General features: G+C 69.0%; 11 protein-coding genes. 8 read left to right on the plus strand and 3 right to left on the minus strand.

Features of this window, described 5'->3' with window-relative positions; genetic code table 11:
• Positions 1-367 precede the first annotated feature (367 nt).
• The 3 genes from AC1G9L_RS04200 to AC1G9L_RS04210 all read left to right on the plus strand — a co-directional run bounded on the left by AC1G9L_RS04200 (position 368) and on the right by AC1G9L_RS04210 (position 5507).
• A complete protein-coding gene (locus tag AC1G9L_RS04200; RefSeq protein ID WP_481071011.1) occupies positions 368-3082 on the plus strand; it encodes a TonB-dependent receptor in 2715 nt (904 codons plus the stop codon).
• 86 nt (positions 3083-3168) lie between these two features.
• Complete coding sequence (locus tag AC1G9L_RS04205; RefSeq protein WP_481070336.1) at positions 3169-4245, plus strand: Ca2+-dependent phosphoinositide-specific phospholipase C; 1077 nt, start codon at positions 3169-3171, stop codon at positions 4243-4245.
• 44 nt (positions 4246-4289) lie between these two features.
• Entirely contained in the window at positions 4290-5507 is a 1218-nt protein-coding gene (locus AC1G9L_RS04210) for a histidine-type phosphatase (protein WP_481070337.1), read from the plus strand.
• Between the two features lie 215 nt (positions 5508-5722).
• Here AC1G9L_RS04210 and AC1G9L_RS04215 read toward each other — a convergent pair whose 3' ends face one another.
• Both AC1G9L_RS04215 and metK read right to left on the minus strand, forming a co-directional pair.
• A complete protein-coding gene (locus AC1G9L_RS04215; RefSeq protein WP_481070338.1) occupies positions 5723-6694 on the minus strand; it encodes an IS110 family RNA-guided transposase in 972 nt (323 codons plus the stop codon).
• A 420-nt stretch (positions 6695-7114) separates the two neighbouring features.
• Positions 7115-8326 carry a methionine adenosyltransferase gene (gene metK, locus AC1G9L_RS04220; protein ID WP_010342184.1) on the minus strand — a complete coding sequence of 404 codons (1212 nt, stop codon included), beginning with the start codon at positions 8324-8326 and terminating at the stop codon, positions 7115-7117.
• 206 nt (positions 8327-8532) lie between these two features.
• Here metK and olsF point away from each other — a divergent pair, with 206 nt between their 5' ends.
• The 3 genes from olsF (at position 8533) to AC1G9L_RS04235 (ending at position 13649) form a co-directional block, all read left to right on the plus strand.
• Positions 8533-10248: a bifunctional ornithine lipid synthase OlsF gene (gene olsF, locus AC1G9L_RS04225; RefSeq protein ID WP_481070339.1), complete on the plus strand. Its 1716-nt coding sequence runs from the start codon at positions 8533-8535 to the stop codon at positions 10246-10248.
• Positions 10245-11063 carry a UDP-2,3-diacylglucosamine diphosphatase gene (locus AC1G9L_RS04230; protein WP_010342186.1) on the plus strand — a complete coding sequence of 273 codons (819 nt, stop codon included), beginning with the start codon at positions 10245-10247 and terminating at the stop codon, positions 11061-11063. Before olsF ends, AC1G9L_RS04230 begins: the two co-directional genes overlap by 4 nt.
• Before the next feature lie 528 nt (positions 11064-11591).
• A complete protein-coding gene (locus AC1G9L_RS04235) occupies positions 11592-13649 on the plus strand; it encodes a tetratricopeptide repeat protein (protein ID WP_481070340.1) in 2058 nt (685 codons plus the stop codon).
• A gap of 66 nt (positions 13650-13715) precedes the next feature.
• Here the strand turns inward: AC1G9L_RS04235 and AC1G9L_RS04240 are convergent, their stop codons facing one another.
• Positions 13716-14048 carry a hypothetical protein gene (locus tag AC1G9L_RS04240; RefSeq protein WP_481070341.1) on the minus strand — a complete coding sequence of 111 codons (333 nt, stop codon included), beginning with the start codon at positions 14046-14048 and terminating at the stop codon, positions 13716-13718.
• A gap of 420 nt (positions 14049-14468) precedes the next feature.
• Between AC1G9L_RS04240 and AC1G9L_RS04245 the strand changes: the two genes are divergently transcribed.
• Together AC1G9L_RS04245 and AC1G9L_RS04250 are read left to right on the plus strand one after the other, a co-directional pair.
• The gene (locus AC1G9L_RS04245) at positions 14469-15122 is read left to right on the plus strand and encodes a hypothetical protein (protein ID WP_019800194.1); all 654 of its coding nucleotides are present in this window, start codon (positions 14469-14471) and stop codon (positions 15120-15122) included.
• A 313-nt stretch (positions 15123-15435) separates the two neighbouring features.
• Positions 15436-16509: a metal-dependent hydrolase gene (locus tag AC1G9L_RS04250; protein ID WP_019800195.1), complete on the plus strand. Its 1074-nt coding sequence runs from the start codon at positions 15436-15438 to the stop codon at positions 16507-16509.
• The last annotated feature ends 78 nt before the right edge of the window (positions 16510-16587 follow it).

The following is a 16587-nucleotide window of genomic DNA, read 5'->3' on the forward strand; positions in this document are numbered from 1 at the left end:
CGCGTGACGCACCGCTTGCGATCGCCTCCCGCTACATGCGCCGGAAGCGGCCAACGCACCGCGTGCTCCGCGGCGCCATGCCTGCGTCGTAACGGAGCGCGTCGCTGCGGTTATGCCGAATTGCGCAGAAAACGTGTCGAATCGCCCGCCGATGGTTTCGGATGACATCGTTGTCACGAAATTGCAGCCGCCAACCCGAACAATGCGCGCCGCCGTGAACACGATCACGGCCTCTCTCCCCTCCATGCCCGGCCTGCGGCGCGTTCCGTTGGCCGCGCCTACGTTCGGATTTTTCATGTCGCACTCGATCCATCTTCAAAAACGCCTGACACTGGCGATCGCCGCGGCGTTGCTCGGTGTCGCGCCGATGGCCTTGGCCCAGGCGCAGGATGCGCAGGAGACGCAGACCACCGCGTCAGACGCCAGCGCCAAGACCCTGGACAAGATCACCGTCGCCGTCACCCGCTACAACGCCGCGGACATGCAGATGGCCGCGACCAACACGGCGAACGTGCTGTCGGCCGAGGACCTGAAGTACACCGCCGTGCACAACATCGCCGAGGCGCTGGGTCTGCTGCCGGGCGTCAACGTGGTCAACACCGGGCAGTCGTACTTCGGCGGCGTCGACGGCGCCGCGCGCGGCGAGGGCATGTTCGCCTCGGTGCGCGGCCTCAACGCCGAGTACAACGTCAACCTGATCAACGGCGTCAACGTCGCCCAGGGCCTGCCCTACAGCCGCAGCGTGCAGCTGAGCCTGCTGCCGCCGTCGGGCCTGCAGACCATCGTGTTGAACAAGACCTCCACCGCGGCGATGGACGGCGACGCGATCGGCGGCACCATCGACTACCGTACCCCCAGCGGCTTCGACTACAGCGAGGCGATGGGCGGCAGCGTCACCGCCAGCGGCCGCATGGAAAGCCGTGCGCGCGATTACGGCGACAATGGCCTGGGCAAGGGCGCAGCCGGCGAATTCCACGCCAAGTTCGGCGCCGACAACCAGTTCGGCATCTACACCAGCGCGTACTACGACGAACGCCACTACGTGAACAGCGAAGTGGCCAACGCCGCCGCCTCGCGCGGCGACTGGAACAAGCGCTACTTCTCGCGCACCGACGCCAGCGGCCAGCCGGCGCCCGGCTACGATCCGCAGGACCTGCTGATGGCCACCGGCGCCAACATCGGCTACTCCGCCGGCGACACCACGCGCTACGGCGGCAACGTGTCCTTCGACTGGCACGTCGATCCGAGCCTGCAGCTGTACGCGCGCGCCACCTATGCCTACGCCAAGACCGAGCAGAACACCGGCTACACCCAGCTGGTGCCGGCCAACGTGAGCCTGGCGCAGATCGGCACCACCGGCGTGTACCAGCCGCAGATCAACCGCGTGGCGGTGCGTTACTGGTACGAGACCAATCCGGAAGTGGCGGACCTGGCCACCTTCCAGTTCGGCGCCGACAAGCAACTGGGCAACTGGACGCTGTCGCCGAACCTGTTCTACAGCTACGGCGACAACGATCGTCCGGACCACGTGGAAATTTCCGCGCGCGTGGACCAGTACGCCTCCACCCAGTTCCCGTACGGCGGCGCCAGCACCTTCTCCGGCTACGACAGCGAAGGCTTCCCCAAGCCGCTGCTGACCCCGGCGATCCAGGCCCAGGCCAGCGACATCGGCAGCCTGTATGCGCGCCGCTACGGCCAGTTGACCAAGTCCTACAGCGGCCAGACCAAGGGCGGCGCCAAGTTCGACGTGCGCTACGACTTCGACCAGGGCGCGCTGAGCAAAATCCAGTTCGGCGTGAAGTACGTCGACAGCTCGCGCGACTTCACCTCGCGCGACTGGACCAACAGCAAGTTCACCGACGGCACCCTGCTGCGCGACACCGGCCTGGTGGTCGGCCAGTACGACTCGGTGTATCCGGGCAAGTACGCGTGGCCGACGGTCAAGCTCAGCAACAGCGGGCTGAAGGCGATGATCGCCCAGCACCTGACCGCGGCCAGCTTCGACACCTGCGGCAGCCTGGCGATCAACAACCAGAACTGCGCGACCATGCGTGGCGACGAGGCGGTGACCGCGGCGTATGCGATGGCCACCTTCCGCACCGGCGACCTGGAGGTGATCCCGGGCGTGCGCTTCGAGCACACCAGCATCCGCAACACCTTCTGGACCATGCCCGAAGACGCCAAGGGCAACGAACTGCCCGGTTTCTTCAGCAGCAACCACACCAGCTACGACGTGCCGCTGCCGAGCGTGTTCCTGAACTACCGCCCGGGCGACGGCAGCGCGGTGTACCGCGCCTCGGTGTGGACCAGCTACACCCGGCCGGCGCTGGTGCAGCTCGGCGGTGGCGCCAACTACGACGTCTCCAGCGACGGCACCACGGTCATCACCGAGGGCAATCCGGACCTGAAGCCGATCAAGTCGCTCAACGTCGACCTGTCCGGCGAGTGGGACAACGGCCACGGCGGCCACGCGATGCTGGCCGGCTACTACAAGCGCCTGACCGACTACATCTACGAGAGCGGCTCGGATCCGGCCAACGCCGGCACCAGCACCGGCGCCGGCAACGTGCGCTACGTGCGTCCGCAGAACGGCGGCGACGGCAAGGTGCTCGGCGTCGAGGCCGCGGTGCGGCAGACCCTGCAGGGCATGCCGGCACCGCTGGACGGCTTCGGCATCGGCGCCAACGTCACCCGCCAGACCACCCGGGTCGACCTGGGCATGGACGGCTTCCACGACGAGCGTATCCAGAACGCGCCGGACCTGATGACCAACGCCGAGCTGTTCTACGAGAAGGGCCCGCTGTCGGTGAACCTGGCCTACCACTACTCCGGCGAATACGTCTCGGTGTACGACTACTACAACCGTGGCGCGACCTGGGACGACCTGTGGGTCAAGCCGATCACGCGCGTGGACCTGCACGTGGGCTACACCTTCAACGAGCACCTGCGCGCCGACCTGTCGGTGGCCAACCTCACCAACCGCCTGAGCTACTGGGCGCACGTGGGCCACAACAGCACCGCGATCTCCGACATCGTCGATGCCGGCCGCACCGCGCTGTTGAACGTGAAGTACACGTTCTGAAGCGGGCGCTTGCGCACGCTGGACGTCGCCACCCGTCGCACGGCCCTGTGCCGCGCGGCGGGTCGCGCGTTGCCGTCATCGCCGCGATGTTCGTCTGGCTGGCGCTGACGATCCTGCCGGGAATGGCCATGGCGGCAGAGGCGCCGGTGACGGTGCCGATCGACGGCCTGCGTCTGGACCAGGTGCAACTGCTCGGCTCGCACAACAGCTATCGGCCGGTGCCGACCGCGCAGGTGCAGCGGCGCCTGCAGGCGCACGACGTCGCCGAATGGCCGGCACTGGCCTATGGCCATCCTTCGCTGCAGGCCCAGCTCGCGCTGGGGCTGCGGCAACTCGAACTCGACGTGGCCGCCGATCCGCACGGCGGCTTGTATGCCGCGCCCTATGCGCGTGCCGATGCGGCGACCCGTGCCCGCATGCGCGCGCCCGGCGCCAAGGTGCTGCACCAGCCGGGCCTGGACTACGCCAGCCATTGCCTGCGCCTCCGCGACTGCCTGGCGATCCTTGCTGCCTGGTCGCGTGCGCACCCGCGGCACACGCCGTTGGTGGTGCTGGTCAATGCGGTGGATTTCGATCCGGTGCCGGGTGTGTGGCCGCACCGTTCCGCCTTCGACGCTCATGACCTGGACGCGCTGGACCGCGACATCGTCGAGGTAGTCGGGCGTGCGCGGTTGATCGTGCCCGACGACGTGCGCGGTGACGCGCCGAGCCTGCGCGAGGCGGTGCTGGCGCATGCCTGGCCACGCGTGGCGCAGGCACGCGGCCGCCTGCTGTTCGTGCTCGACGGCAATCCGCGGCACGAGGCGCTGTATCGCCAGGCGCATCCGTCGCTGCGCGGTCGCATGATGTTCGGCTGGTACGCGCCGGACCAGCCGGAAGCCGCGGTGCTGTCGATCGAGGATCCACTGGCCGAGGCGCCTCGGATCCGCGCGCTGGTGACGCAGGGTTTCGTGATGCGCACCCGCGCCGATGTCGACGGCCGCGAGGCGCGCGCGCACGACCGCCGCCGCGCACAGGCGGCAGTGGAGGCCGGCGCGCAATGGATCAGCACCGATTACTACGCCGGCGCGCCGGATCCGCAGCGGCTGGGCTATTGGCTCGGCATCGCCACGGGCCTGCACTGCGACCGGGTCACGGCCGCATGCGGCACGAGCGCACCGTGAGACTTTCCATGTTGGGGACGATGATGAAAACAAGTACGCGTTGGATGCTGTGGGTCGTGCTGCTGGTGGCGGCATTGGGCGCGCAGGCGCGGCCGGCGCCCAAGGCCGCGCCCGCGCTACAGGTGGAAAAGGTGTGGATGCTGTTCCGCCACGGCGTGCGCGCGCCGCTGCCGGGCGAGGCCGCGGCCGCCGCGCTGGCGCCGCAGCCCTGGCCGGTGTGGGACACACCGCCGAGCCTGCTCACCGCGCATGGCCGCACCGCGGTGGAGCGCAGCGGCGACTACACCCGGCAATGGCTGCTGCGCGATGGCGTGCTGCCGGCGCAGGGCTGCCCTGCGGACGGCACGGTCAGCATTTACGCCAACACCGACCAACGCACCATCGTCAGTGCGCAGTTGCTCGCCGACACGCTGGCGCCCGGCTGCCATCTGCAGGCCGGCCACCAGGCCGAAGGCAGCGACGACCCGCTGTTCCGTCCGGTGGAAGCCGGCGCGGTGGAGTTCGATGCCGCCGCCGCGGTGGCCTCGATCCAGCGCCAGACCGGCGGCCCGGGCGCGGTGCTGGCGCCGTATGCGCGCGAACTGCGCACCATGCAGGAGATCCTCGGCTGCACCGAGCGCTGCGACTTCGTGCACATGCCCTCGTCGCTGACCGCGGGCGCGAACGGGCGCAGCCTGGCCTTGCACGGGCCGCTGGACCTGACCTCGGGCACGGCCGAGGTGTTCATCCTGCAGTACGCCGAAGGCATGCCGCTGGATCAGGTCGGCTGGGGCCGCGCGACGCCGGCGCGCATCGCCGCGGTGTCGCGACTGCATGCCTTGCTGTTCGAGATCTACGCACGGCCACAGTACATGGCCGCGCGCGCGGGCGCGCCGCTGGCGCACCGCCTGCTGGACACGCTGGGTGCGGCCGACGCGCCGCGGCTGAGCGTGCTGGTCGCCAGCGACACCCACATCGCCGCGCTCAGCGGTCTGCTCGACCTGCACTTCCATCTGTCTGGCTTCGGCCGCGACGACGCGCCCCCGGGCGGCGCGCTGGTCGTGGAGCGGGTGCGCGATGCACGCAACGGTGAGCGCTACGTGCGCGTGCGCTACCAGGCGCAGTCGCTGGATCAACTGCGCGAACTGACCCCATTGAGCCTGCGCCACCCGCCGCTGCTGCAGACCCTGCAGATCCCTGGGTGCAGCGACGTCGCGACCGGGCTGTGCCCGCTGCCGAAGTTCGAGTCGCTGCTGCAGGCGGCGCTGCAGCGGCGCGGCTGAGCTGGCGCGAAGCTCGTTTGATCTCCTGCTCGTCGTAGGAGCGGCTTCAGCCGCGACAGGCGTTCCCAGGAATGCCCGTCGCGGCTGAAGCCGCTCCTACGACGACGGTGTGCTGACGCGTGGATGGATGACGCGTTGCCGGCATCGCGATGCCGTGTGCTTTGCGTGCAGGCGACAACGATCTGCCGCTGATCCTGTAGATACCGTCTTACCCCCTAGCAGGCAAGGCCCCTTTTCGGGTCGAACGCCGTACCGGATTTGAGAACCCCGTAGGCCAGGTGCAGGAGCTTGCGCATGGCGGCGCACACGATCTGCTTGCCGGCTTTGCCGCGTTCGCTCAGCCGCTGTTTCAGCGTGCGGATGATCGGGTTGTGTGTCATGGCCACCAGGGCCGGCATGAACAGGCCCGCGCGCAGGCGGGGCGAGCCGGTGCGCGAGATGCAGACGTGGCCTTTGCGCTCGCCCGATTCCTGCAGGCACGGATTCAGGCCCGCGAAGGCGGTTACCGCCGAGGCATCGGCGAAGCGCCTCACATCGCCAAGCTCGGCCAGCATCAAGGCCGCGCTGGTGTCGGCAATCCCCTGGATGCTCACCAGCAGTTCGCGCTGCCCACGCAAGGTCGGATCCTGGTCGATATGGTCATCGATGGCCTGCTCGATCTGGGCGATGTGGTGTTGCAGATCGGCCAGATGGACCTGGATCGAGTCCTTCACCTGGGCCGGAGCGACGTCCAGCCGGTTGCGCTCCATCTGCAGCATCTGTTGCAGATCCTGGCGCCGGCGCACCAGCGCTTTGAGCTGCTTGAGCGCCGGCGGATCAGGGTGCCAACGGCGCAACTGCTCGCGGTGACGCAGGGCATAACTGGCGATCAGCTTGGCATCGCTGCGATCGGTCTTGACCCGGCTGAGCTGGCTGCGCGCGTACGCGGCCGTCTGCGCCGGGTTGAGCACGCACACCCGATAGCCGCGTGCGTGGAGGAACTCGGCCAGCGCCTGGTGGTAGGTGCCGGTGGCCTCCATGGCGATCCAGCTATCGGGCTGCGCATGCGTCTGCAGCCATGCCTGCAGGGCCTGGAAGCCCTTGGCATCGTTGGACAACTTGGCCTTGGTACGGTGCTTGCCATTGGTCAGATCGATGGCCACATCGAAACTGCGTTTGGCGACGTCGATGCCGATGACGGGAGACATACGCGATTCCTCCATCGTGTCAGGGTCATGATCGGCGCTGGGCCCGGTCCTGCCTTGTCGATGCGAGTTCACGCCCGGGGGCGGACTCTGGATACCGTTCGGACACACAAGGGCCAGCATGTGGAGGGCGGAGCCGATCTACGATGCAAGCTCGAAGCTTTAGGAGCGACTGGACCTCCCACACCTCCTCCGATGATCAGTCGGAAGACATGACGCCTGTTTAGGGGCGACATGTCCAGATACAAGGAGCGGCTTCAGCCGCGACGGGGCTGCGTCGTAACGCCCAGCCACGGTGGCGGTGGCGCCTACGACGGCGCATCCCGCGACAGCGTCTGCGTCGACGGTTCAGCACCACCCATCCCCAAACGCAGAACGGGCCGCAATGCGGCCCGTTCTTTCTTGCAAGCGTGGCAGGCCGGCTTACTTCAGCTTGGCGTCCGCGCGCAGCGCCTCGGCGCGGTCGGTCTTCTCCCACGAGAACGCGGTGGCCTGGTGCTGGGCGCCGGTGCCGTCGGTGTAGGTGAAGGCCTTCGGGGTGCGGCCGAAATGGCCGTACGAGGCGGTCTGCTGGTACATCGGGTGGATCAGGTCGAGCATCTGGATGATGCCGAACGGACGCAGGTCGAAATGCTTGCGGATCAGCTTCTCGATCTTGTCGTCGGCGATCTTGCCGGTGCCGAAGGTGGTGACCGAGATCGAGGTCGGCTCGGCCACGCCGATGGCGTAGGACACCTGCACTTCGCAGCGGTCGGCCAGGCCGGCGGCGACGACGTTCTTGGCGACGTAGCGCGCGGCGTAGGCGGCCGAGCGGTCGACCTTGGACGGATCCTTGCCGGAGAACGCGCCGCCGCCGTGGCGCGCCCAGCCGCCGTAGGTGTCGACGATGATCTTGCGCCCGGTCAGGCCGCAGTCGCCCACCGGCCCGCCGATCACGAACTTGCCGGTCGGGTTGATGTGGAACTTGGTGCCCTTGTGCAGCCACTTGGCCGGCAGCACCGGCTTGAGGATTTCCTCGCGCACGGCTTCGACCAGGTGCTTCTGCTTGATGTCCGGATCGTGCTGGGTGGACAGCACCACCGCATCGATCGCGGTCGCCACGCCGTCTTCGTAGCGCAGGGTGACCTGGCTCTTGGCGTCCGGGCGCAGCCACGCCAGCGGCGAGTTCTTCTTCTTGCGCACCTTGGCCTGCTGTTCGACCAGGCGGTGCGACAGGTGGATGGCGGCCGGCATGAAGCTGTCGGTCTCGCGAGTGGCGTAGCCGAACATCAGGCCCTGGTCGCCAGCGCCCTGTTCTTCCGGCTTCTTGCGGTCCACGCCCTGGTTGATGTCCGGCGACTGCTTGCCGATCAGGTTGAGCACGCCGCAGGTCTCGCCGTCGAAGCCGACGTCGGAGCTGTTGTAGCCGATGTCCAGGATCACCTTGCGGGTCAGCGCTTCCAGATCGATCCAGGCGCTGGTGGTGATTTCGCCGGCGACGATCGCCACGCCGGTCTTGACCAGCGTTTCGCAGGCCACGCGCGCGCGCTTGTCCTGGGTCAGGATCGCGTCGAGCACCGCATCGGAGATCTGATCGGCGATCTTGTCCGGGTGGCCTTCGGAGACCGACTCGGAGGTGAAGAGATAGCTGGACATCGCGGCTATATCCTTGTATTCGGATGAAAAGATGGAGGCGAATGATACACGGGCGCCGGGCGGCGTGCATGATGCCCGGGGCGGACGTTGCCCAAGGTTAACCGGTTGGCGCGCCACGGTGCGTCCGTCACCTTGCCGTAGCCAGATTGCAAGATCGGTGTCGCCGCCGCGGCCGAAGCTGTGCGCAGTCAGCAAGGGGGCTTGCCGTGCTCGCACTCGAACGCCGTCTTCAGGACCGCTACCCACACTGGTTTGCCGGACGCCGCTCGCGGCTGGTCCGGCCATTGCTGCGCGGTCTGCAGAAATGGTCGGGACTGGACGCGCTGGACGCGTTCCTGGAAGCCAACCGCGACCTGCGCGGGTTCGCCCTGGTCCAGGCCGGACTGGATTTCCTGCAGGCCCGCTACGTGGTCGCACCGACCGCGGCCGAATGCATTCCGGCGCGCGGGCGCCTGCTGATCGTCGCCAACCATCCCTCCGGCGCGCTGGATGCGCTGGCCCTGCTGGACTGCGTGGGCCAGGTGCGGCGCGACGTGAAGATCGTCGCCAACGATTTCCTGTGGGCGCTGGAAGGCCTGCGTGACCTGCTGCTGCCGGTGCGCATCCTCGGCGGCGCGCCGTCGCCGGCCAGCGTGCGGGCGATCGAGCAGGCGCTGGCCCAGGAGCAATGTGTGATCGTGTTCCCGGCCGGCGAGGTCTCGCGGCTGGGCTGGGGCGGTGTGGCCGACGGGCGCTGGCGCCGCGGCTTCCTGCGCTTCGCCCTGCGCACCGCCGCGCCCGTGTTGCCGGTGCGCATCCATGCGCGCAACTCGGCACTGTTCTATGGCGCCTCGGCGCTGTTCAAGCCGGCCGGCACCGCGCTGCTGGCGCGGGAGATGTTCGCCCGCCGCGAGCGCCGCATCGCGCTGAGCCTGGGCCGTGCCCGCGCGCTGCCGCAGGATCTGCCCGAAGCCGAACTGATGCGGCGCCTGCGCAGCGAGCTGTATGCGCTCGGCCGCAGCGGCGGGCAGGCCGCGCCGAGCGAGGAAGCGCTGGTCGCCGCCGAGGACCCGGCGCAACTGGCCACCGAAGTGGCCGGCCTGCGCAGCCTCGGCCACACGCTTGACGGCAAGCAGATCCGCGTCGGCCGGCTGCGCGCCGGCTCGGCGCTGCTGCGCGAGATCGGCCGCCTGCGCGAACTGACCTTCCGCGCGGTGGGCGAGGGTACCGGCCGGCGCCTGGACCTGGACGACTACGACACCTGGTACGAACACATCGTGCTGTGGGATGGCGCCGCCACCCGCGTGGTCGGCGCGTATCGGGTCGCCCGCGGCGCACCGGTGCTGGCCGAACGCGGCCTGGCCGGTTTCTACACCGCCGAACTTTTCCGCTACGGCGAGGCCATGTTGCCGCGCATCGCCGCGGGCATGGAGCTGGGCCGCAGCTTCGTGGTGCCCGACTACTGGGGCAGCCGCAGCATCGATTACCTGTGGCAGGGCATCGGCGCCTATCTGCAGGACCATCCGCAGGTGCGCTATCTGTTCGGCGCGGTGTCGATCAGCGCCGCGCTGCCGTACGAAGCGCGCGAGCAGATCGTGGCCTATTACGCGCGCTACTACGGCGATGCCAGCGGCGAAGCCGCCTCGGCGCGGCCGTTCCCGTATCCGGAAGCGCCGCCGGCGTTCGACGAACTCGACGCCGACACCGCCTTCAAGGTGCTCAAGGGCAACCTCGACGCGCTGGGCGCGGCGGTGCCGATGCTCTACAAGCAGTACACCGATCTGTGCGAACCCGGTGGTGCGCGCTTCCTCGCCTTCGGCGTGGACCCCGCGTTCAACGACGCCGTCGACGGCCTGATCGAGCTGGATCTGCAGCGCATCCGCAGCAAGAAGCGCGCGCGCTACCTCGAACGTCCCCGCAACGAAGCAGAGGTGGTGGCATGAGTCCGCTCAACAGCCTGGCGCCGCGCCGCGCGGTGTTCGTCTCCGATGTGCACCTGGGCGCGCCGCATTGCCATGCGCGCGAACTGGCCGACTTCCTCGGCGGCCTGCACTGCGACCAGTTGTACCTGGTCGGCGACATCGTCGACTTCTGGTGGATGGCGCAGCGCCGCGCGGTGTGGGGCGCCGCGCACCAGCGCGTGGTCGATGCGCTGCACGCGCTGGCCCGCGGCGGCACCGAACTGATCTACGTGCCGGGCAACCACGACCGGCCGATCCGCCGCTTCTGCGGACTCGCACTGCCGGCCATGCAGGTGCGCCGGCGCGCGGTGCACGCCACCGCCGACGGACGCCGCCTGCTGGTGGTGCACGGCGACGACTACGACAGCGTGACCCAGTTCGGCGGCCTGCAGGAGAAGTTCGGCGACTGGCTGTACTACCGCATCCTCACCGGCAACCAACTGACCAACCGCGTGCGCCGCCGCCTGGGCATGCGCTACTGGTCGCTGGCCGACTACCTGAAGCGGCAGAGCAGCGCGGCCGAGCGCTACATCGAGCGCTTCGTCGCCGCCGGCCTGGACGACGCGCGCCGTCGCGGCCTGGATGGGGTGATCTGCGGCCACGTGCACCGCGCCGGGCTGTTCGAACGCGACGGCCTGGTCTACGCCAACGACGGCGACTGGGTGGAAAACCTCACCGCGCTCGCCGAGGAGGCCGACGGCACGCTGCGCCTGCTCTCGCACCGCGGCGAGGTGCTGCGCGAACTGCCGCCGCGCCTGCGGCTGGTGCAGGAGAACGCCTGGCCGCGTGCGGCCTGAGCCGGACGATCGTGCCAGGCGGCGCTGCACCGCCTGGCACCTGACTGGGAGATTGGTGCGTTCGACTGCTGCCGCGCCTGCGCGCCGTGCCGTGGTCCCTGTCGCGATCGCCCCGGTCGTGGCGCCCACGCCCCTGCACTGGACGGATGCGTAGAACCAGGTGTGACCGTCATTCCACGATGACCGTGTGTGGTGTGCATCACCGCCGTGGCATCGGGTCTACTGCGATGCGTCGGCGCGGCATGCCCGGGCATCAATCCACGTTCGCGCCCAGGCCTTGCGCTGATCCATGCTGCGGCGGCGCGCGTGCGCCGCATCCCGATCAGTTCTGGAGTTGTGGAGACCGTGAAACCAGGGAAGGCGTCGTGCGGCCGGTCGCGCAGATCCATGGGGATGTGGCGCGGCTTGGCCTGGTCCGCCGTTTCCGGCGATCGCGTGCAGGCGCATGTCACGGCGCCTGGCGCGCGACCGCGGACATGCCTACGCTTGGCGTGCCTGGGCGTCCTGCTCGCGGCGAGTGCGGCCTCGATGGCGCAGAACACGGTCTATGGCTGCGCGGAGCCGGCGGCGCCGCGTCCGCTTCCCGATCCGCTGCTGTGCGTGCAGCAGGCGGGCGTGTCGACGCCGCATACGGCGGGCGATGCGCGGGTCGAAGCATTGTTCGCGCGTGCCAAGGAGCAGCTAGACGGCGGTCGCCTCGACGCTGCCGAACAGACGCTGGACTGCGCCGCGGCCAACATCGGCGATGCCGGTGCTACCCGCTTGCGCTACGAGCTCACCCGCCGCCGCGGCATCCTCGATTTCCGCCGCGAACGCCTGCCGCAGGCGCTGGCGCGCTTCGAGTGCGCGGTCATGCTGTCCCGCTCGCTGCACGACCGCGCGGGCGAGGCGCGCGATCTGAACAATGTCGGTGCGGCGCTGCGCCGGCTCGGCGATTTCCGCGGCGCCTTGCGCAACCTGACGCTGAGCCTGGATCTGCAGCGCGCACACGGTGCGGCAGCGGCGTCCGTGCTCACCAATATCGCCGACGTGTATCGCGAACTGCGCGAATCCGACACCGCGATGCGCTACTACCGCGATGCGCTGGCCGCCAACCGTGCGCAGGGCGATGCCATCGAGGCCGCGCACGTGCAGGAAACCATGGCCGAGCTCGCGCTCGACAGCGGCGACACGGCGCAGGCGCTGGCCTGGTTGCAGGAGGCCCTGGCCGTGTATCGCGCGCAGGGCCGCCGGGTGTACGAACTGCGCGTGCACGATGGCCTGATTCGCGCGGCACTGGCGCTTGGCGACGTGGCGCAGGCACAGCGCTGGAGTTCCAGCGCGCTGGCGCTGGCCGAAGCGTGGGCGCTGCCGCTGCCGTCGGCGTTGCAACTGCAACTGGCGCGGACGGCCCGGCTCGAAGGCAATGCCGCCGCCGCCGCGGCACGCTTGCGCGTGGCGCTGGCGGCGGCCGCCGGTGGCGATCCGGTGCGGGTACCGTTGCTGGAAGAACTGGCACGGCTGCAGGAAGGCAGTGGCGACACGGGCGCGGCCATCGCCACGCTGCGGCGTGCCAACACGGAAGCCGCCGTACTGGTACGCGCGCAGCACGATCGCCAACTGGACTGGCTGCGGGTCCGCTTCGACACCGCCGAAAAGCAACGCACCATCGACGCCCTGCAGAGCGAAAACCGCCTGCGCCAGGTCCAACTGCGGCAACGCACGCTGTTGCTGTGGCTGGCGCTGGTGTCCGGCGTCGCCGCCGTGCTCGGCGTGTGGCTGTGGTTGCAGCGTCGCCGGCAGCGCGAGCGCGTGTTGCAGGCCGCGCAGCAGGTCCGCCACGAGGAGCAGCTCGCGCGCTATCGGCGCGAGGCCGATGCACTGGCCGAGGATCGCAGCCTGCTGCAGACCTTGCTCGACAGCCGCGCGGATGCGTTGTGCCTGCTCGATGCCGAAGGCCAGGTGCTGGCCACCAATCGTGCCGGCCGCCTGCTGCTGGGCGGCGCGGACGATGCCGAACCGGTCGGGCAGGCGGTGTTCGCCTGCGTTGCCGAGGGCGACCGCCCGGCCTTGCAGGCGGCGCTGGAGCGGATGGAGGACAGCGCCGCGCAGCGCCTTGAGGTCGTGGCGCGACACGGTACGCCGCTCGCCGCCACCCTCGCGCCCTGGCAGGGCGGCGACGGCCTGGTCGTGCTCGCCCTGCAGGAGCGCGACAGTGGCGCGGCCTCGGACACCGCGCAGGCCGAGCATACGCAAGAGGCGGCCGCCGCACCTGCGTTGCGCGATGCCTTCCGACGCGCGCTGGTCGACTTGATGCTGGCGGTCATCGACACCTGGGAGCGCGCCACGGCGACTGGACGGCTGGAGTTGGCCGAGCGCAGCCGGATCTGGCGCGTGAACATCGACGACGGCCGCCTGCGTGCGCGGGCGATGGAGCGCTACCTGGCGGTCTCCAAATTGCCCAGCAACCCGCGCTGGCGGGACGTGTTGCGCTCGGCCTATTTCGTGCTCGCGCACTGCGAAGGAATCTCGGCAGAAGCGCGCGCCGCGCTGCAGTCCAGGATCGACACCGTGCTGGCCTATACCCGCCGGGACGCGCTCGGCTGAGCGCGCCTGGCACCCCTGCTGGCGATTGTCGGCCGCGCTGAGCGGCGAGCGCGCCTGCATGGCGCGTCAGCGCCCGCGCTTGGCCGGGCAGACCACGCAGGCGCCCTTCAAGCCGTGTTCCATGCGGTAGCTGCTGTGGTGGTCGCGGGCCAGGAAGGTCGTCGGGCCGAGCACGATGGGCTTGGCCGATCGCGACGGTGCTACCACCTCGCAGTAGGCGGCGATGGTGTTCAGCGTATTCGTGTACGGCTCGTGGCTGTCGACCACGCCGCACTTGTCCATGGTCTGCCGCAACTGCTCGCCGTCGAAATCGAACTTCACCACCACCTCCGGTTCCTGGTCCTGCTCCAGGCACCAGTCCGGCGGCAGGGTGTCGTGGCCGTGAGCGATCAGGGGCACGGCAAGCAGCACCGCGACGAGGACGGCATGGAAGAGGGAACCGTGGGTGGGCATGGGAACCTCGCAAGGCGCAGAAGGAGAGCCCGCAGCCTACGAGCGTCGCTGCGGCCGATACCAGCGCATCCGCGGGTATAGACCGGGAATAAATCAGGCTAACGCATTGATTCTTCGATGGCGGCATCGCGCCGCGACGCTGGATCGCGCACCCACGGCAGGTGGTGCTCGCATCCGAGCTTCGTCAATCCGACCCGGTTCATTCCATGGGCAGCCCGGCTTCGCCCTCGTGCCGCGCCGCCGCGCTGCCTAGCCTGAAATCGCCGGATCGCACGGTGTGCCGATGCGGCGATGGCTACGTCCCCCGGGCTATACATACGCCCTAGCCATCTCCAATCCCTTCCATATAGCGAGAGAACGCTCATCATGAAGAAGAAGCTCCTTGTCGCAACCGCTCTGCTGGCGGGCAGTGTCGTCGGCGCCCCTGCGCTGGCGGCCGAAAACCCGGTCGACCAGGCCGGCATCCAGCACAACATGTACCTGGGCTGCCTGATGGACCTGAATGCCACGGCCGAAGACGCGCTGACCCTGCTGGTCAAGAAGTGCGGCTACGCCCCCGGCGTGCCGCTGGAACGCTTCGTCGCCACGCAGCAGCCCATCGTCGACGCGGTCGACCCGACCCGGCCGATGACCGAAAACCTGGCCGGGCTGCGCCAGCAGCTCAGTGCCTACGAATACTCGTTCATCGAGCGGATGGACCAGATCGTGCAGAACGCCGAGGACCTGGACGCGGCGGCGGTGCAGTTCGAGGAACTGGAGCGGGAGGCCATCGCGCGGCTCGATCCGAAATCGCAGAATGGTGCGCTGATCCTGGGTGGACTGAGCGTGGCCAGGCACTCCACTCAGTATTGGTCCAAGTATGCGGCAGAGCAGGGGGAGTCCCCGGCTGGCGCCACCGCGAAGAAGGGGTTCTGGAAATGGCTGGCCACCATCGGTTCGGACGTGGTCGGCTATCTCGCCTCGCACAACATCGGCACGGCGGCGACCGTCTCCAACGTCGTCCACGGCTGGTTCAAGTGAGCGGTTGATCCCAGCGGCGTACAGGAAAATGGCAAGGCGTCCCGGAAGGGGCGCCTTGCCTGTGCGGCGTTGTCGGGCGTATGTGGATGGTGCCTGCCTTCCCCGGCAACCGTCCGGCCCGACACGCTATGCGAGCTTTGCAGAGTGGTTTCAGCCGCGGCACTGGCTGCTGACGCACGCCACGCGACAGCGTGCCGCGGTCGATGCTTCCGCGAATTGGCGTGCCAACGATCTCCAGGGAAGCCAGCGGACTGTCACGACGAACGCTACCGCGGCGGCGCGCCTCGCGCCGCATCACTGCTAGCATCGGCCGATGGATTCCCTTACTCAGATCGTCCTCGGCGGTGCCATTGCCGCCGTCATCGCGCCGGCTGCGCATCGGCGCGCGGCGCTGCTTGCGGGTGCCGCGCTTGGCACCTTGCCCGACCTCGATTCGCTGATCCTTCTGCCGCTGACCCGCGATCCCGTCACGTTGATGACGGTGCATCGCAGCGTCAGCCATTCGCTGTTCGTGCTGCCGCCGCTCGGCTGGCTGATCTGGTGGCTGTTCCGCCGCTTCGGCCATGGGCGGGTCGCCGAAGCACCACGCCGCTGGTTCTGGGCGATCCAACTGGCGCTGATCACCCATCCGCTGCTGGATGCGTTCACCGTCTATGGCACCCAGCTGTGGTGGCCGCTGCCGCCATCGCCGACGATGTGGTCGAGCGTGTTCATCATCGATCCCGCCTACACGCTGTGGCTGCTGCTGGCCTGCGTCATTGCCTGGTTCGCCCGCGCGCGCCGCGTGGCGCAGCAGGCCTTGCTGGCCGGGTTGTTGCTGAGCAGCGCCTACCTGGGCTGGTCGCTGCTGGCGAAGCATCTGGTCGACCGCGAGGCCGACCGTGCGCTAGCGGCGATGGGCCTGGCGCAGGCGCCGCGCTTCTCGGTGCCGATGCCGTTCAACACATTGCTGTGGCGGGTGGTGGCGATGACCCCGAGCGGCTACGTGATCGGCGAGCGTTCGCTGGTCGCCGATCGCGGGCCGATGCGCTTCCAGGGCTATCCCTCCAACACCCAGGCGCTGGCGCAGGTGCGCGAGCTGCCCGCGGTGCAGCGGTTGAGCTGGTTCAACCGCGGCTTCATGCGCGCGCAGGTCAAGGATGGCGAACTGGTGCTCAGCGATCTGCGCATGGGCCTGGAGCCGGACTACAACTTCAATTTCGCTGTGGCGCGCCAGCAGGGCAATGGCTGGGAGGCGATTCCGCCGCGGCAGCTGCAGGCGGCGTACCGGGCGCCGGTGGCACGTGGGCAGATTCGCGCAGCGCTGGTGCGGATGTGGCAACGGATCTGGGTCGAACCGGCGTCGCCCGTGCCGGTCGGTGCGCAGGTGCCGACAGCGGCGCGTTGAGCGCGGCACACAATCGACCGAGGCATGGCGCGCCCTCATTGGGGAACGAATCGGCGCAAGCATTAATTCTTCGATCAT

The organism is Xanthomonas sp. NCPPB 1132, from assembly GCF_056629235.1.